The organism is Paenibacillus sp. FSL M7-1046 (genome assembly GCF_038007405.1).
GTDB lineage: Bacteria > Bacillota > Bacilli > Paenibacillales > Paenibacillaceae > Paenibacillus_AQ.
In genome coordinates, this window is the sequence record NZ_JBBOXB010000001.1 from 7508834 (window position 1) to 7533128 (window position 24295).

At 52.3% G+C, this 24295-nt stretch carries 23 protein-coding genes and 1 riboswitch; of the genes, 4 read left to right on the top strand and 19 right to left on the bottom strand.

Going from position 1 to position 24295, the window contains the following annotated elements; translation table 11 throughout:
• Positions 1 to 121: 121 nt before the first annotated feature.
• Together NYE29_RS33780 and NYE29_RS33785 are read right to left on the bottom strand one after the other, a co-directional pair.
• The gene (locus tag NYE29_RS33780) at positions 122 to 3109 is read right to left on the bottom strand and encodes a carbohydrate binding domain-containing protein (protein WP_340899463.1); all 2988 of its coding nucleotides are present in this window, start codon (positions 3107 to 3109) and stop codon (positions 122 to 124) included.
• Positions 3110 to 3373: 264 nt separating this feature from the next.
• On the bottom strand, positions 3374 to 5029 hold the full coding sequence (locus NYE29_RS33785; protein ID WP_340899887.1) for a fumarate hydratase: 1656 nt from the start codon (positions 5027 to 5029) through the stop codon (positions 3374 to 3376).
• Between the two features lie 105 nt (positions 5030 to 5134).
• On the opposite strand from NYE29_RS33785, the gene yfbR reads away from it, so the two are divergent.
• Entirely contained in the window at positions 5135 to 5770 is a 636-nt protein-coding gene (gene yfbR / locus NYE29_RS33790; protein ID WP_038588956.1) for a 5'-deoxynucleotidase, read from the top strand.
• Positions 5771 to 5797: 27 nt separating this feature from the next.
• Here the strand turns inward: yfbR and thiH are convergent, their stop codons facing one another.
• From thiH to NYE29_RS33815, 5 genes are all read right to left on the bottom strand, one after another.
• On the bottom strand, positions 5798 to 6955 hold the full coding sequence (gene thiH, locus NYE29_RS33795; protein ID WP_340899464.1) for a 2-iminoacetate synthase ThiH: 1158 nt from the start codon (positions 6953 to 6955) through the stop codon (positions 5798 to 5800).
• Between the two features lie 29 nt (positions 6956 to 6984).
• Positions 6985 to 7749 carry a thiazole synthase gene (locus NYE29_RS33800; protein ID WP_340899465.1) on the bottom strand — a complete coding sequence of 255 codons (765 nt, stop codon included), beginning with the start codon at positions 7747 to 7749 and terminating at the stop codon, positions 6985 to 6987.
• Positions 7750 to 7937: 188 nt separating this feature from the next.
• Positions 7938 to 8141 (bottom strand): sulfur carrier protein ThiS, encoded by a 204-nt coding sequence (gene thiS, locus NYE29_RS33805; RefSeq protein WP_076110653.1) that lies wholly within the window; start codon positions 8139 to 8141, stop codon positions 7938 to 7940.
• A 52-nt stretch (positions 8142 to 8193) separates the two neighbouring features.
• The gene (locus NYE29_RS33810; protein WP_340899466.1) at positions 8194 to 8802 is read right to left on the bottom strand and encodes a thiamine phosphate synthase; all 609 of its coding nucleotides are present in this window, start codon (positions 8800 to 8802) and stop codon (positions 8194 to 8196) included.
• Positions 8803 to 8915: 113 nt separating this feature from the next.
• Positions 8916 to 9018: riboswitch (TPP riboswitch) on the bottom strand.
• A gap of 148 nt (positions 9019 to 9166) precedes the next feature.
• Complete coding sequence (locus NYE29_RS33815; RefSeq protein WP_076110654.1) at positions 9167 to 10036, bottom strand: SDR family oxidoreductase; 870 nt, start codon at positions 10034 to 10036, stop codon at positions 9167 to 9169.
• 256 nt (positions 10037 to 10292) lie between these two features.
• Here NYE29_RS33815 and NYE29_RS33820 point away from each other — a divergent pair, with 256 nt between their 5' ends.
• Complete coding sequence (locus NYE29_RS33820) at positions 10293 to 10718, top strand: NUDIX hydrolase (protein WP_076110655.1); 426 nt, start codon at positions 10293 to 10295, stop codon at positions 10716 to 10718.
• Between the two features lie 144 nt (positions 10719 to 10862).
• Here NYE29_RS33820 and NYE29_RS33825 read toward each other — a convergent pair whose 3' ends face one another.
• The 4 genes from NYE29_RS33825 to NYE29_RS33840 form a co-directional block, all read right to left on the bottom strand.
• Positions 10863 to 11288, bottom strand: a complete 426-nt coding sequence (locus tag NYE29_RS33825) for a hypothetical protein (RefSeq protein WP_038588945.1) — start codon at positions 11286 to 11288, stop codon at positions 10863 to 10865.
• A gap of 122 nt (positions 11289 to 11410) precedes the next feature.
• Positions 11411 to 12352 carry a malate dehydrogenase gene (gene mdh, locus NYE29_RS33830; RefSeq protein WP_076110656.1) on the bottom strand — a complete coding sequence of 314 codons (942 nt, stop codon included), beginning with the start codon at positions 12350 to 12352 and terminating at the stop codon, positions 11411 to 11413.
• An 18-nt stretch (positions 12353 to 12370) separates the two neighbouring features.
• Positions 12371 to 13666 carry an NADP-dependent isocitrate dehydrogenase gene (icd, locus tag NYE29_RS33835; protein WP_076110657.1) on the bottom strand — a complete coding sequence of 432 codons (1296 nt, stop codon included), beginning with the start codon at positions 13664 to 13666 and terminating at the stop codon, positions 12371 to 12373.
• A gap of 97 nt (positions 13667 to 13763) precedes the next feature.
• Positions 13764 to 14876 carry a citrate/2-methylcitrate synthase gene (locus NYE29_RS33840; RefSeq protein ID WP_076110658.1) on the bottom strand — a complete coding sequence of 371 codons (1113 nt, stop codon included), beginning with the start codon at positions 14874 to 14876 and terminating at the stop codon, positions 13764 to 13766.
• A gap of 389 nt (positions 14877 to 15265) precedes the next feature.
• On the opposite strand from NYE29_RS33840, the gene ytvI reads away from it, so the two are divergent.
• The gene (ytvI, locus tag NYE29_RS33845; RefSeq protein ID WP_076110659.1) at positions 15266 to 16381 is read left to right on the top strand and encodes a sporulation integral membrane protein YtvI; all 1116 of its coding nucleotides are present in this window, start codon (positions 15266 to 15268) and stop codon (positions 16379 to 16381) included.
• 156 nt (positions 16382 to 16537) lie between these two features.
• Here the strand turns inward: ytvI and NYE29_RS33850 are convergent, their stop codons facing one another.
• Genes NYE29_RS33850 through NYE29_RS33860 form a run of 3 tightly spaced genes read right to left on the bottom strand, consistent with a single transcriptional unit; the run spans position 16538 to position 18694 of the window.
• Entirely contained in the window at positions 16538 to 16936 is a 399-nt protein-coding gene (locus NYE29_RS33850; protein WP_076110660.1) for an FxsA family protein, read from the bottom strand.
• Positions 16933 to 17472: an acyl-CoA thioesterase gene (locus tag NYE29_RS33855; RefSeq protein WP_076110661.1), complete on the bottom strand. Its 540-nt coding sequence runs from the start codon at positions 17470 to 17472 to the stop codon at positions 16933 to 16935. The genes NYE29_RS33850 and NYE29_RS33855 overlap by 4 nt, the downstream gene beginning before the upstream one ends.
• A gap of 40 nt (positions 17473 to 17512) precedes the next feature.
• Positions 17513 to 18694 carry an MFS transporter gene (locus NYE29_RS33860; RefSeq protein ID WP_076110662.1) on the bottom strand — a complete coding sequence of 394 codons (1182 nt, stop codon included), beginning with the start codon at positions 18692 to 18694 and terminating at the stop codon, positions 17513 to 17515.
• A gap of 101 nt (positions 18695 to 18795) precedes the next feature.
• On the opposite strand from NYE29_RS33860, the gene NYE29_RS33865 reads away from it, so the two are divergent.
• On the top strand, positions 18796 to 19539 hold the full coding sequence (locus NYE29_RS33865; protein ID WP_076110663.1) for a G1 family glutamic endopeptidase: 744 nt from the start codon (positions 18796 to 18798) through the stop codon (positions 19537 to 19539).
• 133 nt (positions 19540 to 19672) lie between these two features.
• Here NYE29_RS33865 and pyk read toward each other — a convergent pair whose 3' ends face one another.
• The 5 genes from pyk to NYE29_RS33890 all read right to left on the bottom strand — a co-directional run bounded on the left by pyk (position 19673) and on the right by NYE29_RS33890 (position 24235).
• Complete coding sequence (gene pyk, locus NYE29_RS33870) at positions 19673 to 21097, bottom strand: pyruvate kinase (protein ID WP_038588922.1); 1425 nt, start codon at positions 21095 to 21097, stop codon at positions 19673 to 19675.
• Between the two features lie 331 nt (positions 21098 to 21428).
• Entirely contained in the window at positions 21429 to 22430 is a 1002-nt protein-coding gene (locus NYE29_RS33875; protein ID WP_076110664.1) for an acetyl-CoA carboxylase carboxyltransferase subunit alpha, read from the bottom strand.
• 1 nt (position 22431) lies between these two features.
• Positions 22432 to 23325, bottom strand: a complete 894-nt coding sequence (accD, locus tag NYE29_RS33880) for an acetyl-CoA carboxylase, carboxyltransferase subunit beta (RefSeq protein WP_340899468.1) — start codon at positions 23323 to 23325, stop codon at positions 22432 to 22434.
• A gap of 75 nt (positions 23326 to 23400) precedes the next feature.
• On the bottom strand, positions 23401 to 23589 hold the full coding sequence (locus tag NYE29_RS33885; protein ID WP_038588919.1) for a hypothetical protein: 189 nt from the start codon (positions 23587 to 23589) through the stop codon (positions 23401 to 23403).
• 145 nt (positions 23590 to 23734) lie between these two features.
• Complete coding sequence (locus NYE29_RS33890) at positions 23735 to 24235, bottom strand: phosphatidylglycerophosphatase A family protein (RefSeq protein ID WP_076110666.1); 501 nt, start codon at positions 24233 to 24235, stop codon at positions 23735 to 23737.
• Positions 24236 to 24295 lie beyond the last annotated feature (60 nt).

The following is a 24295-nucleotide window of genomic DNA, read 5'->3' on the forward strand; positions in this document are numbered from 1 at the left end:
GTGTGAAGCATATAAATTATATTTGAACATACAACAAGGAGCGGCCTCCCGGGGAGCCGCTCCTTGTTTATAAACATCCATTGGGAAACCGATTAGTGTTGCAGAGATTTAATGGTAGCTGCTATAGATCCTTCCAGCGCTGAACGGTCAGTGTGACTGTCTGCGCTCCGCCTGCCGGTGTCAGTGTCCGGTTGGCGATGTCAGCACCGCCTGTGGCGGTTTCCACGGCAGCCCAGCTTCCGCGGGTGAGCTTATACTGCACAGCAGTTCCTGCAGGCAGGCTGAGCGTAATCGAATATACGCCGTCGCTTCCCTTGGTCAGCTGATAAGCCGGGTCTGCTGCGTTCCAGCTGTTAAAGGAGCCGGTCAGATACACCGGTCCGCTTGCAGGCGTAGTCCCCGGAACACTGACCCGGAACGTTACGCTGTCTGCTTGCGGTTCTCCGGCTGACAGGCTGCCGTTCACCAGACTTGAGCTCCCTGCGCCAAAGTGATAATTATTTCCGCCATTGCTGTCCCATGTGCCGCTGCCATTATTAAAGGCAGCGGTCAGACCCGCAGCGTTGCCCAGCGGAATCGTAAGTACTTTATAACCCGCGTAGGAGGATGATTCCATCTGCACGCCCGGCGTGGTCGTCCAGGTCGTTGAACCGTCCAGCTTGTAATGGATATAGGAATTACTGAAAGCCGCATTCTTATAATAGATCGTCGCCGTATCGCCCACTGGTGTCGCAGTTGGCGTCACTGTTGGCGTTGGTGTTGGTGTTGCTGTTGCTGTCGGCGTTGGTGTTGGCGTCACCGTCGGTGTCGCTGTTGGCGTAGGTGTCACCGTCGGTGTGGCTGTCGGCGTTGGAGTCGGTGTCACCGTTGGTGTAGCTGTCGGCGCCACGGGTCCGCCGGATTGGATATTTCCGGTCGGCGTATAGGTCCAGGTGCCGGTGCCGAAGAAATAGTTGCTGCCACCGTTGCTGTCCCATGTGCCGCTTCCGTTGTTGAAGACGGCCTCAAGCTGGGTGGCAGCGCCGATATTGACAGTTATTTTGTTGTAACCTGCCACCTCGGCTGCCGGTATGGCTACACCAGGTGCCGTCGTCCAGGTCCCTCCGGCCGGACGGTAATGGATATAAGGTGTGGTATAGCCCTGCTTGTAATAAATCGTCACATTGTTCCCCGCAGGTGTGAGAACAAGAGCGGCTAAGCTGAATCCCGACAGGTTGGAAGCAGCATCATAAGCTTTTATTGTATAAGAATAGCTGGTATTACCCGCTAACCCGTTATCCGTATAAGATGTGGTAGAAGTAGTCCCAACCTTGACGCCATTGCGGTAAACCTCATAGCCGGTTACCCCAACGTTGTCCGTGGACGCTGTCCAGCTTACCAGCACACTGGATGCATTTTTGACAGTGGCTGTCACATTGGTTGGCACAGACGGAGGCTCATTTTCTGAAACAGGCTGTGTTTTGGAGTAAACTTTGGCGCTATTTGCGCCCACAGTTACTGTGATTTGCTTGCCCGTTGCTCCTCCCGCTTGCACTGTCACTTTGTCAGACGTATTGAATTGGTTCACCAGAACCGTTCCCGCAGTCAGTGTGCTTTCAGCGCGCAGCGGGATAGTGAGGGTCTGCGAACCGTTTGAGGCATTGCTGAATACAGAGATGACCTCCTGGCCGACATTGGCCCCGGTGTCAATGCGGCGCGAGAATGCATACAGGTTCTGTGCAGACCACATTTCACGCTGGGTGCCGGTACGCAGGGCCGGGTTATTTTTGCGGATTTCATTCAGCTTGGCGATATGCTTGAAGGTGCTCGCGTCTTCATTAAAATAGTTCTGAATCACATTGCCGCCTGAATCCCGTTTCACCATCGACCAGCGGTTCCAGGTATCGGCGATTCCGCCGGTCATAATCTGGCCGTTGCCGTTGCCCTTATTCTGCTCTGTGCCCTGGAAGACCACCGGGGTTCCGCGTACAGTGAAAATAAAGGACAAAGCATTTTGCAGCTTCTCGACGTTTCCTCCGGCTTCCGTCAGGAAACGGTTGCGGTCATGATTATCTATAAAGGTGACCATATGGTTAGCATTTCCATTGTAAAGGGAATCGAGCGCCAGTGTACTTTTGATGTTGGACTCGAAAGACTGGCCATAAGCGAAGCTGTTCAGCACGGAGAAAAACAACGGGAAGTCGAGCATCCCCCATTCCTTGCTGCTGCCTACCCAGCGGGAGACAAATTCGGCATTGCCGTCAAAGTTCTCACCGAAGGTATTGACGCCCAGCAAATCCTCCAGCTCTCCAATGTCCGTAGGCTTCATCAGCTTGGCTGCATCGACACGGGCGCCATCCGCCCCGGTATAATCAAACCAGCCCTTGATAGAACTGAACACAGCCTGCTTGGCCGCCGGAACATCGAAATCGATATCATCCAGCCCGCCGAGATCATGATTCTCCAGGTAGTCCTGAGCCCACTGATCATATCTTCCGTCGGCCAGCGACCAATTGATATCTCCGTTATGATGATACCAGGACGTATTATTAAAAGGGGCTGCCGGCTGCAATGACGGTATATCATAATAAGCCTGACTGCCGAGCATGTAGTCCCCAATATGATTCGGCACCACATCAATAACCACTTTTATTCCCAGAGCATGGGCGCTGTCTACCAGCTCCTTAAGTTTTTCTTTTGTTCCGAAATAAGGGTTGGCAGCATTCGGGTTCTTCACGTTGTATCCATGATAAGCCGTGTTTTTCCCGGTGCCGTTGTTCTCGCGGTTCGTCATTTGTGGCTCAGCGACCGGAGAAATCCAGATTGCCGTATATCCCATGTTATGAATGTAGGGGAGCTTATCAATAACCCCCTGCCAGTCGCCGCCCTTCATGTAACGGAAATCTTCTTCCGAGTTCTCCCCGTAACGGATTGCTGCACCGGTGGCATTATTGGTTGTATCCCCATCATTAAAGCGGTCAACCATAATCTGATAAATCGTATCATTTTCGGTAACGGTGCCTATGCTGGCGGCTTCAACCTGCGACGGCGGGACCACAAATAAATTCATCGTGATCGAAAGAACAATGGACGTGATTAGAACGGGAATAAGCCATGGTTTACGTTTCATTCTCATCTCCCTCTCATAAAAGCGTTTACAAAACCTGTGTTAGACTGTACATGCATTTCCATCACTTGCCTCACTGCATTGCAATTCGGGAAACCGGTTTCCTTCTAGAAGAAATTACCATGCAAACGTATGCCTTGTCAAGAAATTTAAATTTCTTCGTTTTTTCTTCTTAATTCTTCTGAACATCGGCAAAAAAAGAAGCCTCGCTCCAGAGTGAAAATGAAGGTTGGCTTCTGTTATTGTGGTCTTTATCTTCCTGATAACTTATTTGAACACAGGTTCGCGGAACTGGGCCAGCTTGGCTGCAGAATCCTTCTCCACATCAGCATGCAGGCTGTTGCCGTGCGAATCCATCGTTACGATTGCCGCAAAGCCGTCTACCTGCAAATGCCACATCGCCTCAGGGATTCCGAATTCCATAAAGTCGACTGCATTGACCTTCTTGATACATTCGGCATAATATTGCGCGGCTCCGCCGATAGCGTTGAGATATACGCCGCCATGCTCCTGCAGAGCCTTCAGCGTTTTGGGGCCCATTCCGCCTTTGCCGATCACGGCGCGGATGCCGAATTTCTTAATAATATCCCCTTGGTACGGTTCTTCGCGAATGCTTGTAGTCGGCCCTGCCGCTTTTACATGCCAGCCTTCCTCATCCTTCAGCATGACCGGACCGCAGTGATAAATGACTGCACCGTTCAGATCAACCGGCGTTTCGTGGTCCATCAGATATTTATGCAGCGCATCGCGGCCGGTGTGCATTTCCCCGGACAGGATTACCACATCGCCCACCTGCAGGCTGCGGATATCTTCCTCGCTGATCGGCGTCGTCAGCCGGACCTCGCGCGATCCGCCGGCCGTTGCAGGTTGCCCTGCTCCTTCAGCAGCTTCAGCGGCCGGCAAAACAGCCGGAGCCCCTGGAATCGTGGCATCCCCGGGAACGACACCGGACCCGGCAGCACCTGCGGCATGTACAGCTACCGGCTCGGGCGAAGGTACTCCAGCAGCATCAACGGAAATCCCCGTGCCGCTCTCATACAGCCATTCCCTGATCTTGCCGGTCGCAGGATCAACCAACACGCCCTGGCGGCGGAAGGCCCAGCAATTATAGGCCACCGAGACGAAGAAGCTCGCCGGAAGCCGGTTCATCACTCCCACCTTGCAGCCCAGCAGCGTGACTTCGCCGCCGAAACCCATCGTGCCGATGCCCAGCTTGTTGGCATTCTCCATAATATATTCTTCCAGCTTGCCCAGATCCTCTACCGGGTTGATATCCTCCACCTTACGGAACAGCTGCTTCTTGGCCAGCTCATAGCCTGTCGTGCGGTCTCCGCCGATGCCCACACCGATGAAGCCCGCACTGCAGCCCTGTCCCTGTGCCTGATAGACGGCATGGAGAATACATTTGCGGATGCCGTCGAGGTCACGGCCAGCTTTGCCCAGTCCTTCCAGCTCTGCCGGAAGGCTGTATTGGATATTTTTGTTCTCGCAGCCGCCGCCCTTCAGGATGAGCCGGACATCCACGCCCTCTTCCTCCCATTGTTCGAAATGGATTACCGGTGTCCCGGCGCCCAGATTGTCTCCGCTGTTCTCGCCGGTAAGCGAATCTACCGAATTGGGACGCAGCTTGCCGTTTTGGGTCGCCCGGACAATGGCGCTGTGTATATCTTTTTTCATTTCTATCTGATTAACGCCTACAGGTGTATGAATAATAAACGTCGGCATCCCCGTATCCTGACAGATCGGCGATACCTGAAGCTCAGCCATTCCGATATTCTGTGCAATCGTGGTCAAAGCAAGTCCCGAGCGGGTCGCCCTGTCTTCCAGCGCGCGCCCCTTCGCTACCGCCCTGCGCACATCGCCCGGCAAATTTGTGGAGGTCTCTACGATCAGATTATAAATGCTGTCTTCAAAATGCTGCATCTTCATTCAGGACTCCTCTCCATCAGTTCCAGGTTGTCTAAACTCTGTTACAATTAGTTATTATAATATCATATTAATCGGCTCATGAAAGGGGTTGCTTAAAAATTGAACTACCATTTTTCAGCCTATTTGTATCGCCTGCAATATATTCAGCGCTGGAGCCTGATGCGCAGCACCGCCCCGGAGAACGTGGCGCAGCATTCATTCCAGGTAGCCCTGCTGGCCCATATGCTGTGCTCGATCGGCAACGCTCATTTCGGGCGGTCGCTAAATGCCGACCGGGCTGCGGTGATGGCGCTGTTCCACGACGCCTCCGAGGTATTCACCGGCGATATCGCTACGCCGGTGAAGCATAACAACCCGCGGCTGCTGTCAAGCTTCCGCGACATGGAGCGGGCCGCCGCCGAACGTCTGGCGGCGATGATTCCGCCGGAGCTAAGCGCGGTCTACACGCCGCTCCTGCAGCCGCAGGACAGCCCGCCCGGCTCAGAGGATGCCGGGCTGCTGCGCTATGTCAAAGCAGCGGATGTGCTGGACGCCTACCTGAAATGCGTCTGGGAGGTCGCTGCAGGCAACCGCGAGTTCGCCGCTGCCAAAGAGCAGACCGCGACAAAGCTGCGCATACTGGAACTGCCGGAGATGGATTATTTCCTGGCCCATATGGCTCCAGGGTTTGAAATGTCGCTGGACGAGCTGTCCGCTGGCATGAGCAGTGAACCCGGGGCAGATTCGGCAGATTGAATGCAGCATTTGATCGCTTCCAATTTATTAACGCAGGGAGTCCACCTGATGGTGTGGTGTAATCTTTGGTGAATGGAGCGGCTCTGTCAGGATATCCCAGTCCTTGAATACCGGCTGCAGCCCCTTGGCATACAACATTTCTGTAATTTCATGCACTTTGCGGCCATCCGATATTTCAAACTGCGGGGTTCCGCCTTCAAGGGTATGCCCGCCTACCTCGGTGGATACTCCTGCGGACATTTTAGTGATGCCGAGATGGACCAGATGATCGCGTAAAGCTGCCGGTTCCCGCGTGGACAATGAAATGCCCGCACGGGGCAGAAACAGGCGGTAAGCCAGTATGATCTGCACCAGCGCACGGTCGGTTACATCACTTGCCGGATTGAATTCTCCGAGATACGGGCGAAAACGGGGAATCGACAAGCCGATCTCGCACTCCGGGTACTTGTCCTGCAAGTATCTGGCATGCAGGGCAGTTGCCAGAGCCTCCTGGCGCCAATCGTACATCCCCAGCAGGGCACCAATATTCACGGATCGAAACCCGGCGCGGCAGCCGCGTTCGGGCGCATCCAGACGGTTGCGGTAGACTCTCTTCGGACCCTTCACATGCAGCTTTCGATAAGTCTCCTGATGATAGACCTCCTGATACAAGGTAAGACCGTCTACCCCTGCCACCCTCAGTTCATTGTACTCTTCTGTAGAGAGCGGATTAACCTCAATGCTGACAGAAGAAAAATAGTCACGGAGCACCTTCACACACTCCCTCACATAAGTGGCCGGACTTTCACTCCGGGATTCGCCGGTCAAAATCAGAATGTGGCGCAGGCCTGTGGCGGCGATAGTTTCCGCTTCTTGCCTGACCTCCTCCAGTGTCAATTTTTTGCGCGGAAAGTCATAAATCGAGCTAAAGCTGCAATAAGTGCAATGATTCACGCAAAAATCGGCCAAATACATCGGCGTAAACAGCTGCATCACATGCCCGAAGTGCGTACGTGTCAATCTTTGCGCTTTCTGCGCCATTTCCTCCAGGTAAGGCTCCGCCGCGGGAGACAGCAGTGCCATCAGCCCGTCTTCGTCCAGCTGTTCCAATCGTAGCGCCCGCTTCACATCCACCGCAGTATACTGCTTCCATAAAGTCTCGTAAGGAAGCTGCTCTAACCGAATCACCGTATCAAAAAAGCTCATGCTCTTCCTCCCTTCCTTCTCTGCATTGACTAGAACAAAAAGCCGGTCAGCGGCGAAGAGGCCGTTGCCGCCTCCTCCACCGGCCCCAGTCCGGCCAGATAAGCCTTGCGCCCTGCGGTTACCGCCTCACGGAATGCCTCCGCCATCAGAAGCGGATCACGCGCAGTAGCAATTGCCGTGTTCAGCAGCACGGCGGATGCGCCCATTTCCATTGCCTCAGCAGCCTCGGAAGGTCTGCCAATACCGGCGTCAACAATCACCGGAAGATCCACTTCTGCGATCAGAATCCGCAGCAACTCCTTGGTCTGCAGGCCGCGGTTCGAGCCGATGGGCGCACCCAGCGGCATAACAGCGGCAGCTCCGGCTGCCTTGAGCCGGATAGCTGCGGAAAGATCGGGACTCATATACGGAAGTACAACGAAACCCTCTGCAGCCAATATTTCCGTGGCTTTAACTGTCTCCATATTATCGGGCAGCAAATATTTCTGATCATTAATGACCTCGATCTTCACCCAATTGCCCAGCCCTGCCGCCCTGGCCAGTCTGGCAATACGTACCGCTTCTTCAGCTGTGCGCGCGCCGGAGGTATTGGGCAGCAACGTCATATGGGAGGGAATATGCATAACAATGTTGTCGTCACTCTCCGGATCAACCCGGCGAAGAGCCACCGTAATGACCTGAGAACCCGAGCGTGCAATCACTTCGGGAATAAGGGTATTGCGGCTGTATTTCCCGGTTCCGATAAACAGCCTGCTGGATAAAGGGATTCCGCCGATAACGAAAGAATCTTGCATAAAATCGCCTCCTGAGATAGTGGCCCGCTAAAATGCGGAGCTTCTGTTGCTGATACGCCGAGTTTTTATCTTACCTGTTATGTCTTACGTCTTACGTCTTGCCTCTTGCTTCCTACCACTTACCACTTACCACTTACCTCATACCATTTGCCTCTTACTTCTTGCATCCGGCAACACGCACTGGCACTTTAGCCCCCGCCGACAAAGTGGACCAGCTCTACGCGGTCACCTTCGCTCAGCAGCGTATCTCCATAAACGTCCTTGCCGACAATCTCACCATTCAGTTCCACGATAACCAGTCTCCCGGTCCACCCGGACCGGCTTAGCAGATCAGCTACAGTCCGGCAGCTCTCTTCATAGGTCCCGCCTTTTCCATTCACGATCAAATTCATGCTTGCTCACCTCCTTTAACTGGTGCAGGAGCATTATTAAATGGCTTCAAGCTTAGGGTACGGCCTGAACTGCTGATCTGTAGGCTGTAGCGGCGGCCACAGGATCTCCCGCACTGCATATTCCGGACATTACGGCAATTCCGGCAGCCCCGGTCGCCAGAACCTTTCCGGCATTGCCCGGCTCAATTCCGCCTATGGCGATCAGCGGAATGCTGCTGCAGCGGACAGCCTCAGCCAACTGCTGCAATCCGCGCTCCCGCTGCCCCGGCTTGCAGGCCGAGGGAAACACATGCCCGAACAGGCAAAAGTCCGCTTCCTGCCGGCCGGATTCAGCCGCCTCCTCCGGGGCATGCACCGACCTTCCCAATCGCAGCCCCGGTGCTACGCTGCGCGCTGCGGCAGGCGGCAGGCTGTGCCAAGCCAACTGGACCCCGCCCGCCCCTGCGGCCAGAGCAACGTCTATCCGGTCGTTGATCATCAGCTTGGCAGGCGGAACCCCCGCTATAATCAGCTGCTCCGTCAGAGCCATGAGCTCCCGTGCAGACATTGCCTTTTCCCGGAGATGGATATAATCCACTATGAATTGCACAGCAGCAGCCAGCTGAACAAACTGCGCCGGATTCTGCTTTCCATCCGAGATCAAATGTATCTCTTTCAACACGTTCACCTTCTCCTTTTCTTTTGCATTACCGGCAAACACAAAAAAGACCGCCCCCCGTAAAGGAGGCAGTCTGGAATATATACAGGAATACCGGGCCATTCAGCCCCGCTGCAGTTATTCGTTCTCCACTTCCCTACGCTGGTATAAACCAGATCAGGTTCAAAGGGTCCGAACGGGTATGTTCGTCTCAGCCTTGCGGCACCCCTAGTGACAAATTCATATTCAATTACGCTTAACGTTTCATATACTAACATATTATTCCTTGAAGAGCCATCCTTTAAAAGAGGCCTGCATCAAAAAGAGCGAAACCCAAGGTTCCGCTCCAGACTCAAATTATTCATAGCAATGGAATCAGCAGCCGCATTTAGCCGTTTACGACCTCGCCGCCGTTCACATGCATTACCTGTCCGCTTACATAAGATGAATCGTCGGAAGCCAGATACACATAAGCCGGAGCCAGCTCCTCCGGTTGTCCCGGGCGTTTCATTGGCTGCGTGCCGCCGAATTCACTGACTTTCTTCGCGTCAAAGGTCGACGGAATAAGCGGTGTCCAAATCGGTCCCGGCGCTACGGCATTTACCCGGATGCCTTTGTCCGCCAGGTTCATCGACAGCGAACGGGTAAAGCTGAGAATCGCCCCTTTGGTGGACGAATAGTCCAGCAGCTGCGGGCTGCCCCGGTAGGCTGTGATCGAAGTCGTGTTGATGATCGTGGACCCTTTTTTCAGGTGAGGCATGGCTGCCTTGGTCAAATAGAACATCGAAAAAATATTCGTGCGGAACGTCCGCTCCAGCTGCTCGGAGGTAATATCCTCAATCTTCTCCTGCGGATGCTGCTCGGCCGCATTATTAATCAGGATGTCCAGCTTGCCGAGTCCTTCCACCGTCTTATTGATCAGATCCTGGCAGAACGCCTCCACGCCAATATCGCCGGCAATCAGAATGCACTTCCGCCCCTCTTGCTCCACCTGGCGTTTAGTCTCTTCGGCATCGGAATGCTCATTGAGGTAGGAAATAACGACATCCGCACCCTCCTTGGCAAAATGAACGGCAACCGCCCGGCCAATACCGCTGTCTCCTCCTGTAATCAGAGCCGCCTTGCCCAGCAGCTTGCCCGCCGCCTTATAGGCTGAAGTCTCGAACTCCGGCAGCGGATTCATTTCACTTTCAATTCCGGGCTGGCGGTCCTGCACCTGCGGAGGTAGTGTTTTTTTGGTTTGCGTGTTGTCTGGCATGATCCATTCTCCTTTCGCTGTGTACCTGTTGGTTACTCATCGTTTTAGGGTTGGCTCAGGGTGCCTGGTTTATGCACCTGCAGATCATCTCTTCATTTGCTTTACGTTATGTTACTTACCACACCTTGGGTGCGGTCAAACTAAAATGTCAGTCGTTTTTGCCGTGGAAGGCGATATACTTTAGAGAGAAAGCACTAATCCAGCAAATGGAGTTGCGGATTTATGCAGACTCTGCGCAGAGGGGAGAGCACGCAATATGGTCAAACACACTCGCAGCATCATCGTTGCTGTCAAAGGAGTTATTGTACATGGAGGCCGGATTCTGCTTGTTCGGCGTGCGGCAAGAGATTCTGTCGGAGCGGGCACCTGGGAATGTGCGGGCGGGAAAATAGAATTCGGAGAAGACCTGGAGGCGGCTCTGGAAAGGGAGATTTACGAGGAGACCGGACTTGCGGTTACTGTCGGCAATCTGCTGTATGCAACCTCGTTTCTAACCGATCCGGCAAGGCAGCTTGTCATTATCACCTATTTGTGCCGGAGCACTGACCATGCAGTACAGCTGTCCGAAGAGCATTCGGATTATAAATGGTGCAACCGGCTCGAGCTTCAACGCCTGCTTCCGGCGGGAATCCTCGCTGAATTTGAGAAAAGCCATGTTTTCTCCCTGAACGAACTGCTGTAAAGCGTTGTCTGCTACAATCTGTGACAGCGGCATGGCGGGGTGGTACCCGATAGACTTGTCCCGAAGTAATGTCTGCACCCAAAAACCCGCTCTCCTTGCCATTCCGGAGGCGGGCTTTCTGTAGTCTTTCTATGAAGGAGAGTCTTAAATAATGCTGTTGTACACCATAAAAAACACCATTAGCACCAGCGCCACCATGAGCAGCAGGCTTAAGGTACGGATTTTGCCAGTCTCTGCGGATACGTCACGGTTCTCGCGCATGCCGGCTGCGGCAAGACGCAATGGTTTGCTGATGATGCCGCCGAGTGCAAACATCGCAAGCAGCAGGACAACCACCACGATCATCCACGGCACCGAATATTCACCCTTTGTCATCATATAGCCGCCAGTCAGCAGTTGGATGACGAGACCGTACTGGGCGAAGCGGTTGAAGCCGCCGATTGCACTAAGCGTTCCTTCTCTCGCAGGGACGCTCAGCTTCTGGACACGCCCGAGAACAAACGGCAGCACCAGATAAAAGCCCAGCGCCAATGTACCGATCATATGTAGAAAAAACAAAAAGTGACCCATAACATACCTCCTCTATTGTTTTCAGTGATTTTAGTTACACTTCAATTATACATAACCAACAAATAGAAGAAAAGAAAACCCCCATTTTAATTTCTAAAATGGGGGCTCCCGCAGGCTAATGCTCAAATCGTAACTACTGAAGTAACGGCACGTACCGAATCTGCCGACTTATCCAAAGCCGCTTTCTCCTCTGCCGTAAGCTCCAGTTCATATACCTTCTCAATACCGTCCGCACCCAGCAGCGCCGGAATGCCCATGAACAGCCCATCATAGCCGTATTCACCTTCAAGCAGAGCGATTACCGGAATAATCCGCTTCTTGTCCTTCAGGATCGCTTCTGTCATCTGGACCAAGGAAGCCGCTGGCGCATAATAAGCGCTGCCGTTGCCGAGCAGGCTGACAATCTCGCCGCCGCCGACTCGTGTACGCTGTACAATCTCGGCAATACGCTCTGCGGAAATCAGCGTATCAATCGGAATGCCGCCAACGCTGGAGTAGCGTACGAGCGGTACCATATCATCGCCATGTCCACCCAGCACAAAGCCGCGTACATCTTCAACCGAAACGTTAAGCTCTTGGGCGATAAAAGTACAGTAGCGGGCCGTATCCAGCACGCCGGATTGTCCGATTACCCGGTTTTTGGGGAAGCCCAGTGCATTGTAAGCCACATAAGTCATCGCATCTACCGGATTGCTCAATATAATTACGATTGATTCCGGAGCGACACGTTTCACATTTTCGCAGACCGATTTCACAATTCCTGCATTGGTATTCACCAGATCATCGCGGCTCATGCCCGGCTTGCGGGCGATGCCTGCCGTAATAATCACGATATCCGAATCCGCAGCATCCTCATAGCTTGAGGTTCCCGTAATCTGGCTGTCGAACTTCTGCACAGGGCCGGCTTCCAGCATGTCAAGCGCCTTGCCTTTGGTCGGGTTCTCGAGCTGCGGAATATCCAGCAGCACCACGTTGCCGAGTTCCTTCTGGGCAAGCATAAGCGCCGTGGTAGCGCCGGTGAAGCCGGCACCCACGACTGTAATTTTATAACGTTTGATGGCCAAGGGATATCCTCCTACAGGCTACAGATTATTGATAATTTCGTCGGCAAACGCAGAGCATTTCAGCTCTGTTGCGCCTTCCATTTGACGGGCAAAATCATAAGTCACCGTTTTGTTGTTGATCGCGGTGCTCATTCCTTTGTAGATAAGGTCAGCCGCTTCCTGCCAGCCCAAATGCTCCAGCAGCATTACTCCGGAAAGAATGACCGAACCCGGGTTCACAACGTCCTTATCGGCATATTTCGGAGCCGTACCATGTGTTGCTTCAAAGATAGCATGCCCTGTTAAATAGTTGATGTTCGCTCCCGGAGCGATGCCGATGCCGCCGATTTGAGCAGCAAGCGCGTCGGACAAGTAGTCGCCGTTCAAGTTCAGCGTAGCAATCACGTCGAAATCGGTCGGACGGGTCAATACCTGCTGCAGAGCGATGTCGGCAATTGCATCCTTGATGATGATTTTGCCGGCAGCTTCCGCTTCCTTCTGGGCAGCGTTGGCCGCAGCTTCACCATCACGTTCCTTGATGACATCATATTGGTTCCAGGTAAATACTTGGTCGCCGAACTCCTGCTCAGCCACTTCGTAACCCCAGTTCTTAAACGCACCTTCGGTAAATTTCATGATATTGCCCTTATGCACAAGCGTTACGCTCTTCCGTCCATGCTTGATCGCATATTCAACTGCAGCGCGCACGAGGCGCTTCGAGCCTTCGGAAGACACTGGCTTGATGCCGATACCGGAGGTTTCCGGGAAGCGGATTTTGTTCACACCCATTTCCTTCTGCAGGAATTCAATCACTTTCTTGACAGCCTCGGAGCCTTCCTGGTACTCGATACCCGCATAAATGTCTTCTGTATTCTCACGGAAAATAACCATGTCCACCAGCTCCGGATGTTTCACCGGTGAAGGCACGCCATCGAAATAACGCACTGGACGCAAACATACATACAGGTCCAATTCCTGGCGCAACGCCACATTCAAAGAACGGATTCCGCCGCCGATTGGAGTGGTAAGCGGGCCTTTAATAGCTACAATATATTCACGAATGGCTTCCAGCGTATCATTAGGCAGCCATTCACCATATGTATTGAAGGCCTTTTCGCCGGCAAATACTTCATACCAGGCAATTTTCTTTGAACCGCCGTAAGCTTTGGCAACAGCTTCATCAAGCACCCGTTTGGAGGCTTTCCAAATGTCGCGGCCAGTGCCGTCACCCTCAATAAAAGGAATAATCGGATGATTCGGAACCACCAGTTTGCCGTCTTCAATCGTGATTTGTTCGCCTTCTGTCGGCAGATCGTATTTTTCTAGTTTCAACATTTGTGGGGAATCCTCCTAAAAAGTTTAGTTTAGTTTGGTTAGTCACTTGCGTACATTCATTCTACTAGAGGGGTGGAGCGGCCCGCAAGGGCCGCCTTTATCTCTCGTCAACGGGAACGTATTTCTGTTCGGACATCCCTGTGTATTCAGCACGCGGGCGGATGATCCGGTTGTCTACATATTGCTCCAGAATATGCGCTGTCCATCCCGAAGCGCGGCTAATGGCAAAAATCGGCGTAAACAACTCCCGCTCAATGCCAAGCTGTGTGTATACCGAAGCCGAGTAGAAATCCACGTTTGGCTTCAGTCCCTTCTGCCCGGTGATCAGCTCCTCAATCTTGACGGACATATCGTAGAGTGTAGTGTCATTCTTCATGGTGCCCAGCTCGTGGGACATCTTCATCAGATGTTTGGCACGCGGATCCCCATTCTTATAGACACGGTGTCCGAAGCCCATAATTTTCTCACGGCGCTCCAGCTTCCCGCGAATATAGGGCTCCACTGCATCCAGACTGCCGATCTCCTCCAGCATCTTCATTACGGCCTCATTCGCTCCGCCATGCAGCGGACCCTTAAGGGCACCAATCGCAGACGTCACACCGGAATACATATCGGAGAGAGTAGCCACAGTCACGCGGCCGGCAAATGTGGAGGCATTCAGCTCATGGTCCGCATGCAGCACCAGTGCAGCATCCAGTGCCTTGACGGATACGACATCCGGCTGTTTGCCCCATAGCATATAGAGAAAATTCTCTGCGATGGACAAGCCTTCTTTGGGTGCAATGGGCTCCAGACCTTTGCGGATACGCGCCAGCGCAGCCACTATGGTCGGAATCTGCGCCTGAAGCTTCACTGCTTTGATTTCATTCGCTTCACGGCTCATGTCATCCGCCGCTTCATCATAGAGCGCGAGACTTGATACGGCGGAGCGCAGGGCAGCCATCGTGTTCGCTTCTTTGGGATACAGCTTCATTTGTGCAATGACCTGCTCCGGAATCGGTGCAAATGCGCTGAGATCACGTCGCAGAGCCTGCAGCTCAGGCGTAGTAGGCAAATTGCCAAACCACAGCAAATAAGCGGTTTCTTCAAAGGTGGCATTCTCCGCAAGATCATCAATATCAAATCCGCGGTAAGTGAGGACGCCATCCACAATCGAGCTGATTGAAGAAGTTGTGGCGACGATGCCTTCCAGGCCTTTAGTAGCTGTCATAGTATATCTCTCCTTTGCGAACAAGGGTATAAAAGCCATTTCTAACATCGTGAAAACATTTACATTTTAAAGGTTTAAAAACATAAAAAGAAGGCGATAAGACATCCTTAAAGATTGCAACCAACTTTCAGGGTAGAACCTTTAATAATCATACCGGATTTTGACGGTTATGTGAACAACGTGGAAGCTTTGACACGCATCAAATGATTTTATCGGAGAGATAGAAAAAAACTTCCGATCTTCCTGTTTCATGATTGCGCTTTCAGGTTATAGAGTCTGCCCTGTTTTCATGCTTTATGACTTTTGATAGTCTGTAAAATCAATCTATGAATATACATAAGACGAGCAGTTATTTTCATACGGAAGCAGCAATAGTGGAGGGATGAACGATGGACACGCTAGTGTTAAAAAGAGTGCTGCGCGGCCTTTGGGTCGTTCTCGCCGCTACGGGGCTGATGTTGGCCATCTATGTATTGCTTCCGCTGCTCTATCCGCTCCTCCTGGCCTGGCTGCTCGCCTATATCATTCATCCGCTCGTAGTGATCCTGAAAGGCTTTAAGCTTCCGGGCTGGCTCGCCGTCTCGCTCTCGCTGCTGTTCTATATCGGAGGTACGGCCCTTGTACTGACTGCACTGATTACCCGGCTGGTGAAAGAGCTGATTGTGCTGCTGCAGACCTTAGATCTCCATACCGACCAATGGCGGGAGCTGCTGCTGTCGCTGGGCCGCAATGCCAGCATTCAGAATATTATTAACCAAATCAACCAGTTTTACCACGACAACCCGGACTATCATGCCACTATCGACAGCAACATCAGCCGGACTACCGAAACCGTGGGCCACGCCATGACCCAGTTGATCACCGGTTTTTTCAATATGATTCTGAAGCTGATTTCCGCGCTGCCAAGCATGGGAACCATCCTGATTGTGATCGTGCTGGCCGCCTTTTTCCTCAGCACCGGCTGGGATCGCCATAATGCAAAATTAACTTCATTGCTGCCGGCGCCTCTGCTTAGACCGGTCTCCGAGATTTGGAGTGATCTGCGCAAAGCGCTGTCCGGCTATCTGCGGGCCCAGTTAGTGCTGATTTCCGTTACCGGGGTTATCGTCATTATCGGGCTCCTGCTGCTGGGCGTAGACTCCGCCTTTGCCATCGGTCTGACGGTCGGCATCGTTGATTTGGTCCCTTACCTTGGCGTCGGTGTTATATTGCTCCCTTGGGCGCTGTACTCCTATATGACCGGCAACCTGGCTCTGGCCATCGGATTGCTGGTGCTCTATGGGATCATTCTCGTGACCCGCCAGGTGCTTGAGCCCAAGGTGCTCGCAAGCAGCATCGGGCTGGACCCGCTTACCCTGCTGGTCGGCATGTTCGCCGGTCTGCAGCTGTTCGGCATGCTCGGTCTTCTACTGGGTCCTGTTATTCTGGTCATCCTTGACGCCTTCCACCGTGCCGGTGTGTTCCGGGCGCTGCACAGCTATATTGTGAGCGGACGTCTGCATTAGTCCAACTAGGTGTATGGAGTACTGCGGGAACTGTAAAGCAGTTCCTTATAACGAAACAGAGCGGAAGCCGTCTAAGTAGACGGCTTCCGCTCTGTTTCGTTTCCTAGGTTCATGCTATTCGTCTGGTACACAAAGCAGCGCATAGACAGGTTTCTGTTACCTGCGGTAAAAGGTGAAGGTGCCATTTTTCATTTTCTTCTCAATCCATCTAAGCAGAAAAACCCGGTACAGCGGCCGGGTCAGCGGAAACACCAAAGAAAAGCCGATTATATCCGTTACAAAGCCCGGCAGAATCAGCAGCAGGCCGCCGAAAAAAATGCACAAGCCGTCCAGCATCGTCCGTCCGGGCACCTTGCCTTCCTGCATTTGTATTTTGCTGTCCTGCAGTACCTTTTTGCCTTCGAACCGCATCATGAGCAGTCCGATCACTGAAGTAGCCAGAATGAGCAGCAGCGTTTTGGGCGCTCCAAGATAACCAGCGACATAGATGAACCCGAATAATTCCACGGCCGGGATAATAAACAAGGCAGCCCACAGCCATTTGTTCCTGATCATACTGCTCCTCCTTCTTCTTCCCTGAGCGCCCCGGTTATCGCTTGATACAGCTCCGGCAGCGCCCGATCCAGCCTTACCGGCTTCCAGTCCTTGTTCAGCCAGACATGACTGGTAGAACCGCTAACCAGAAGTTCACCCGGAAGAGTCTGGGCAGCAGTCAGCGCGGAAAGCTCTCCGTGTTCCGAAGAACCTTCGCCGCCACTTTCCCCATCCTCCTCAATCCGGCGCACCTCATATTCATACACAACTCTCAAAGCTGAAAAAACCTTAAGCCGCGCATACACGGCGATAAGATCATCATATCGCGCCGGACTTTTAAATTGCAAATCTGCCGCAGTCACAGGAAGAAGCACTCCCATGTTCTCCAGCGAACGGTAGGCGAAGCCGAGCTCGCGGAACATCTCGGTGCGCCCGCTCTCGAACCAGCTTAAATAATTGGCGTGGTACACCACACCCATTTGATCGGTTTCCTGGTAACGCACGCGGAAAGCCGTGCTGTGCCAGCGGCTGGAAAGCACCCGATTACGTGATTCCATAACATATGCTCCTTTCTGTATTAACTTGCGGAAGCGGCAGCTAGACGCCAACTCCGCCCGAGGACATCGTCTTCGGAACGCTGCTCCTTGAGCTTCTGGCTACATAGAAGAGCAGAACTGCCCCGACGGCAGAACTTATCATGCAAGACACATTCATCAGCCCGACACCGCCCTGACTAAGCAGAAATCCATTCAGCAAATTGCCCAGAATCCCCGCAAAACCGGAAAATACGATATTGAAGACACTTTGGCCTGTTGCCTGCATCTCGGATGAGGTAATCTGCGACACATATTCAACAGCAGCAATATAAAAGAGCCCGAATGACAGACCGTGCAGCACCTGCACGCCGATCATCACCGAAGGATGGGGAAAGGCCACCTGAATCCCCCAGCGCAGCACATAGATCAGCGCACCCAGCAGCAGCGTGCGCTCCCGTCCCAGCTTACGGATGACTTTCGAGGCATACAGCATGGAGGGCACGTTGGTCACAGAGGCAAGGAAAAGCGCAATTCCGGCATACCCGGTGGAGCCGCCGACAGATTGGAAGGCCACCACAAAATAGGTGCCGAAAGCTGTCATCGTCTGATTCACCAGGAAGCTGCCCCCTAGAAAAGCCAGGAAGATGCGGTTGCCGAGCAGTTTTTTGACCCCTTGAGCCAGCGATTGGCTCATCATATGATTCTCTTCCGCCTGTCTGGGCAGGGTCAGGGCAAAAATGACGGCAACTGAATTTAAGAGCAGGAACGGGAGCCATATCGTAGAGACTGAAAATCTCTCAACATACTGGCCACCGGCATAGGCCCCTACAGCCGCTCCTATGCTCATCATCAGCCGGATGCTGCCATAGGTGGATCCGGCTCTGTTTGCCGCTGCAATGGCGTAAGAATCGGCGATAGGGGCCTGTGTGGACGAGAAGATCGTGGACACCGTGTATACCATCAGAAGAACAATGAAATATTCCGAACGGTAGAATACGGCCAGCACTGCCGGTACAGCCACACTTAGAATAAGTACAAGACGCGCCTGGTTATACCTGTCAGAGATAAGACCCCATACAGGCTGAATACATATGGCAATAAGTGTTCCCACCGCCATCATCATACCAATTTGGCTGACATCCATTCCGTTATACTTCAGCAACAGCGTCAGATAGGAACCAAACGAGCCGCCGGCAAGTCCCAGGAAGAGATAAAAGCCGCGCAGCTTCAGTAGTTTTTCCATTTGTGCTATATTTCCTCTCCAATCCTTTTTAACAGAATACCCAACCTTTGCAAGACTTCGCCGCATTAAATAGAGCAGAACCTAATAGAGGCGGTGAACAAGTGAGCACAGTTTATAAATTAAAGCGCGGTCGGCCTTGTCTCACGGACAAAACCAACAAGGGTAGAGCTCAAAGCACGGGCTTCGGCTGGACCTCCAGCAACTGGAGCGGATATGCCATCACAGGCAAAAAAGGAGCCTTCCGGGGGATCTCCGGCGAGTGGGTTGTCCCCTATGTCAAGCCCACTTCCAAAGCCAGCTATTCCTCGGCCTGGATCGGAATCGACGGCTTCAAAAACAGCAATCTGATTCAGACCGGCACCGCACATGAGTCTATAAATGGAGTCGTCCGTTACTATCCCTGGTGGGAAATACTGCCGGCAATGGAGACGGTTATTCCTCTCCCGGTCTCTCCCGGAGACCGCATGCGGGCAACGATCGCCAAGATCAGCCGCGGCAAATGGCGCATAACCCTGCGGAATCTCAGCAAGAACTGGATTTTCCGCACCATACAGCATTACACAGGCCCGCAGTCCTCCGCTGAATGGATCATGGAAGCCCCTCAAGTCGGCGGAACTATAGGCGCGCTTGCCCGGGTAACACCCACACGGTTCAGCCGCTGCACGATCAACGGCAAAAGCCCTAAGCTCACTCCAGCCGATGGAGGCATTATGGTACAGAACAAAACCGCAGTTGCCGTCCCTTCAAGCCCCAATTCCGCCGGAGATACTTTTGTAGTTAAACGTGTATATCATAAGGGCTCGCCTCTCGTTAACACAAGAAACCCCATTCTCATACGTTCCTAGTGCTCATTTTGCCCGAAACTCTCAATCCAATATATACATTTGACCCTCGTATATCAAGCAAAAAAAAGCAATGGTGGAATCCACCATTGCTTTTTATGAATAGAACAATCTGCGTTATAGAAGACTCCTAAGCTTAGTCAGCTGGAATGGTGTCTACTTTCACCAGGTTTGTGGAACCGGAACGTCCCAGTGGGATACCCGCTGTAATTACAACAAGATCGCCTGCTTTAACCAGACCGGAATCTTTACCGCCTTTAAGGGCAGTTTGCAGCAATTCGTCTGTCGAAGTAGCTTCTTTACCGAATACAGGAGTTACGCCCCATACGAGAGCCAATTGACGCATAGTTCTTTCTTGAGTAGTCACGGCAATAATTTGCGATTTAGGACGGTATTTGGAAACCACGCGTGCAGTGTGGCCAGTTACAGTCGAAGAAATGATAGCTTTAGCGTTCAGGTCCAGAGCGGAAATCGCTACGGATTGGCTGATGGCTTCAGTAACCGTTGTTTCTTGAGCAATTTGTTGCTTCATGAAGATTTCACGGTGGTTCAGGGCAGATTCAGCTTTCTCAGCAATGCGGGACATTGTGAGAACGGATTCTACCGGATATTTCCCGGCAGCAGTTTCACCGGACAGCATGATTGCATCTGTTCCGTCGAAGATAGCGTTCGCTACGTCACTCGCTTCAGCGCGGGTAGGACGCGGGTTGCGCTGCATGGAATCCAGCATTTGTGTAGCTGTGATTACCGGTTTGCCAGCGATGTTACATTTTTCGATCATCAGCTTTTGAGCCAAAGGCACATCTTCAGCAGGGATTTCCACACCAAGGTCGCCGCGGGCAACCATCAGGCCGTCGGAAGCTGCCAAAATTTCATCAAGGTTGTCAACACCTTGTTGGTTTTCGATTTTGGAGATGATTTGAATATGGGAAGCATTGTGCTTCTCAAGCAGTGCACGGATTTCCAGAACGTCGCTAGCTTTGCGAACGAAGGAAGCGGCGATAAAATCGATGTCCTGTCCGATCCCAAAAACGATATCGTTGGTGTCTTTTTCCGTAATACCCGGCAGGGAGATGGCAACTCCTGGTACGTTAACGCCTTTCTTGCTCTTGATCGTACCGCCGTTAACAATACGGGTCTTGATTTCTGTGCCTTGAATGTCGACAACGGTAAGTCCGATAAGGCCGTCATCGATCAGGATGGTCGAGCCTACTTGAACATCATTAGGCAGGTCGCTGTAAGTGATGGAAATACGGTTTTGGTCACCAAGGATCTCTTCCGTAGTCAATGTCAGATACTCGTCCTGAACCAGTTCAATCGGTTCTACTTCCAGCTTGCCTGTGCGAATCTCCGGTCCTTTGGTGTCGAGCAGGATGGCAACAGTTTTGCCCAGTTCTTTAGATGCCTGACGGATCGTTTTGATCCGGTTGCCGTGCTCTTCAAAATCGCCGTGGGAGAAGTTCAGACGGGCCACATTCATACCAGCCAAGATCAATTTTTTGATATTCTCCAACGATTCACTAGCAGGACCGATCGTACATACAATTTTACTTTTCCGCATTAGGTTTTCCTCCGTTTTTTCGTTCTCTCTGTCTCACTTTTTCCAACTACAAAATCTACTATAAGGCTCTCTGTTTGTATAGGAACTTTATCACATGTACCTTTTACTGCGCCCTAATGAATATTACTGCAACTTGGACACAAAATCAATGTTATAGCCTTCTTTTGCTGTAAATTTAAGTCGAATACATGAAGTTTTAGGGCAAAATAAAAATAACCCTGCGAATGCCGCAGGATTATTTCAATGGTAATAAATGTTTATTCAGGCCAGTCCATATTTTGGACCTGCTGATAGGACTATATGTCTGAAAGTGCAAATGAAACAGAGAGTATTACTCCACGTTCTGCACTTCTTCTTCCGGGTTAACGGCTTCCTGCTGGGCTTCGGAAAACTCGCCAATTTTGCGGAATTTGCGGTAGCGGTCTTCTTTAAGTTCCGCAAAATCAAGGCTGGACAGCTCCTGCAAATGGCGCCATATGACATCCTTGAGCGCAGCGGCAGTAGACTCGTAATCACGGTGTGCGCCGCCCCGCGGTTCAGGAACAATTTCCTCAATCACTTCCATCTCCAGCAGATCGGCGGCGGTGATCTTCATCGCTTCTGCGGCTTGTTCCGCCTTCGAGGCATCCTTCCAGAGAATGGACGCCGCGCCGTTCGGGGAGATCGCTGAATAGATGGCATGCTCCAGCATCAGAACACGGTTGCCTACAGCCATCGCCAACGCTCCTCCGCTTCCGCCTTCACCAATGATGATGCAGATGACCGGCACGCCAAGCTGAGACATCTCATACAGGCTGCTGGCAATCGCTTCGGACTGGCCTCTCTCCTCCGCCGTATTGCCGGGGTAAGCCCCTTTGGTATCGACAAAGGTAACGATTGGACGGCCAAACTTCTCCGCCTGCTTCATCAGGCGGATCGCCTTGCGGAAGCCTTCGGGATGCGCGCTGCCGAAGAAACGCAGAATGTTCTCCTTCGTATCCTTGCCGCGCTGCTGGCCGATCACGGTAACCGGGACGCCGTTCAGCTTGCCGATTCCGCCTACTACAGCCAGATCATCGCCGTACAGACGGTCGCCGTGCAGCTCAATAAAATCAGTAAAGATCAGCCCTATAAGATCAAGCGAAGTCGGACGTCCGTGATGCCGGGCCAGATGCATCTTCTGTGAAGCAGAAATATCGGTATAAATTTCTTCCTCAAGTACGCGGTAACGTTCCTCAAGCCGGGCGATCTCATCGCTGAAATCAATGCCCTTCTCTTCACCGAACTGCTTCAGTTCGGCGATCTTCTTGCGCATTTCTACCAGAGGCATTTCAAAAGGCAACTCTCCCGCCAACCTAAAAGCCCCCTTTCACGTCGTGCAAATCCAAAAGCTTGGTTAGCGTGGACCGTAATTCCTTGCGGTGTACGACCAGATCAAGCTGACCATGCTGAAGGTTGAATTCAGCAGTCTGGAAATCATCCGGAAGCTTCTGGCGAATGGTCTGCTCAATGACAATTCTTCCGGCAAAACCGAATACTGCTCCAGGCTCGGCAATAATAATATCGCCAAGACTGGCAAAACTGGCGGAAACTCCGCCCGTTGTCGGGTCCGTAATGACAGAGATATAGAGCCCTCCGGCTTCGCCAAACCGGGCCAGCGCTGCGCTTGTCTTCGCCATCTGCATCAGACTAAGAATACTCTCCTGCATCCGGGCTCCGCCCGAAGTCGAAAAGATCAGCATCGGGAGCTTCTTCTCCGTAGCTTCTTCTACAGCCCGGGTAATCTTCTCTCCTACAACCGAGCCCATACTGCCGGTGAAGAACTCAAAATTCATCACGGCAACAATCACCGGATGACCGCCAATGGTTCCCTGGCCTGTAAGCACGGCTTCAACCTGTCCAGTTTTGGACTGCTGCTGTTCCAGCTTGGAAGCATAGCCCGGAAACTGCAGCGGGTCTACGGATGCCATTTCACTGTCGAACTCGATAAAGCCTTCCGGATCAAGGATCATTGCGACCCGTTCCGACGCGTTTAGCCGCATATGATAACCGCATGAAGGGCATACTTTCAGATTCTTCTCCAGCTCCTTGCTGTACTGGATCGTTCCGCATTTGCTGCATTTGCTCATTAAGCCCTCGGGAATCTCCCGTTTGGGGCGTTCGCCTTCTACCGGTCCGCCGCTCCGCTCCAGACGTTCTGAAGGAATAGTCGCGTACTTCCGTTTTTTCTGAAATAAATCTTTGAACAAGGGTCGCACCTCTTCAGCCGTTTATTTGCGCATATAGCAGCTTGCCGCTGTCTTGAATGCCATCTTGATGTCTATTCAGGGATGTAAAATTAGATTAAGGACTTCCTGCACTTCCTCCAGTTCTCCTGAAGGAACCAGAATTTCGAACTGCTGCTTGGACATATTGACCGGACGGCACTTTACCATAAACCCTTCTTCCGTAAGCTTGCTCTGAATCATATCCGCCACTCTGGCGGTTGGCGCAATATAGATTACCGTCCACATGCCCTGCAAAGCCTCCCTAATCTCAATTCCCAGCCGTATCCCGTATAATGGAATCATGATAACACAGTTTTCTTTTTTCCCGCAACAGGAGTAAGGCGCAGAAAGCAAGACCAGGGAGCATTATTCACCAAATAATGGGGGTTAATTATTCCGTACCGCTGACATGGGGATACACCTTGGCCCCTTCATGCCGGTGCGCAATTCTGGCGGATGCCGCCGCCGCAATTCCCGCGACAAGATCGTCCAGAAATACATGAATCCCCTGCTCATCATCATTCAGCTTGCCGATGATGCCGAGCTTTATTTTATCCAGATAACCGAAGCCTGTCAGCCCGATCATTCCGTATACGCCGGTGATGCCAAGCGCCAGAGTCTCGTCCGCTCCGTAGAGCGATTCATCCGCTTCCATCACCGCCTGCAGCGGCTGCGGCAGCAGGCCTTTTTCAGCCAATTCATCCAGCGCAACGCCTGTCATCAGTGTGTACTGCACCTCTCGTTTGCCCAGCACCGACTTAACGCTCGATAGACACTCTTCTTCGGTTAAATCCGGATAATACACCGACTGCAAAATATATACGATCTCAGCGATGGACGTTAGTGTGACTCCCCTGCGCTCCAGCAGCTCTGTTGCCATTTGATAGGACATGATGTGATTCCCCTTTCCGCACGGGACAGTTCCCTGTGGTTTCCTAATGTATGCGGAAAA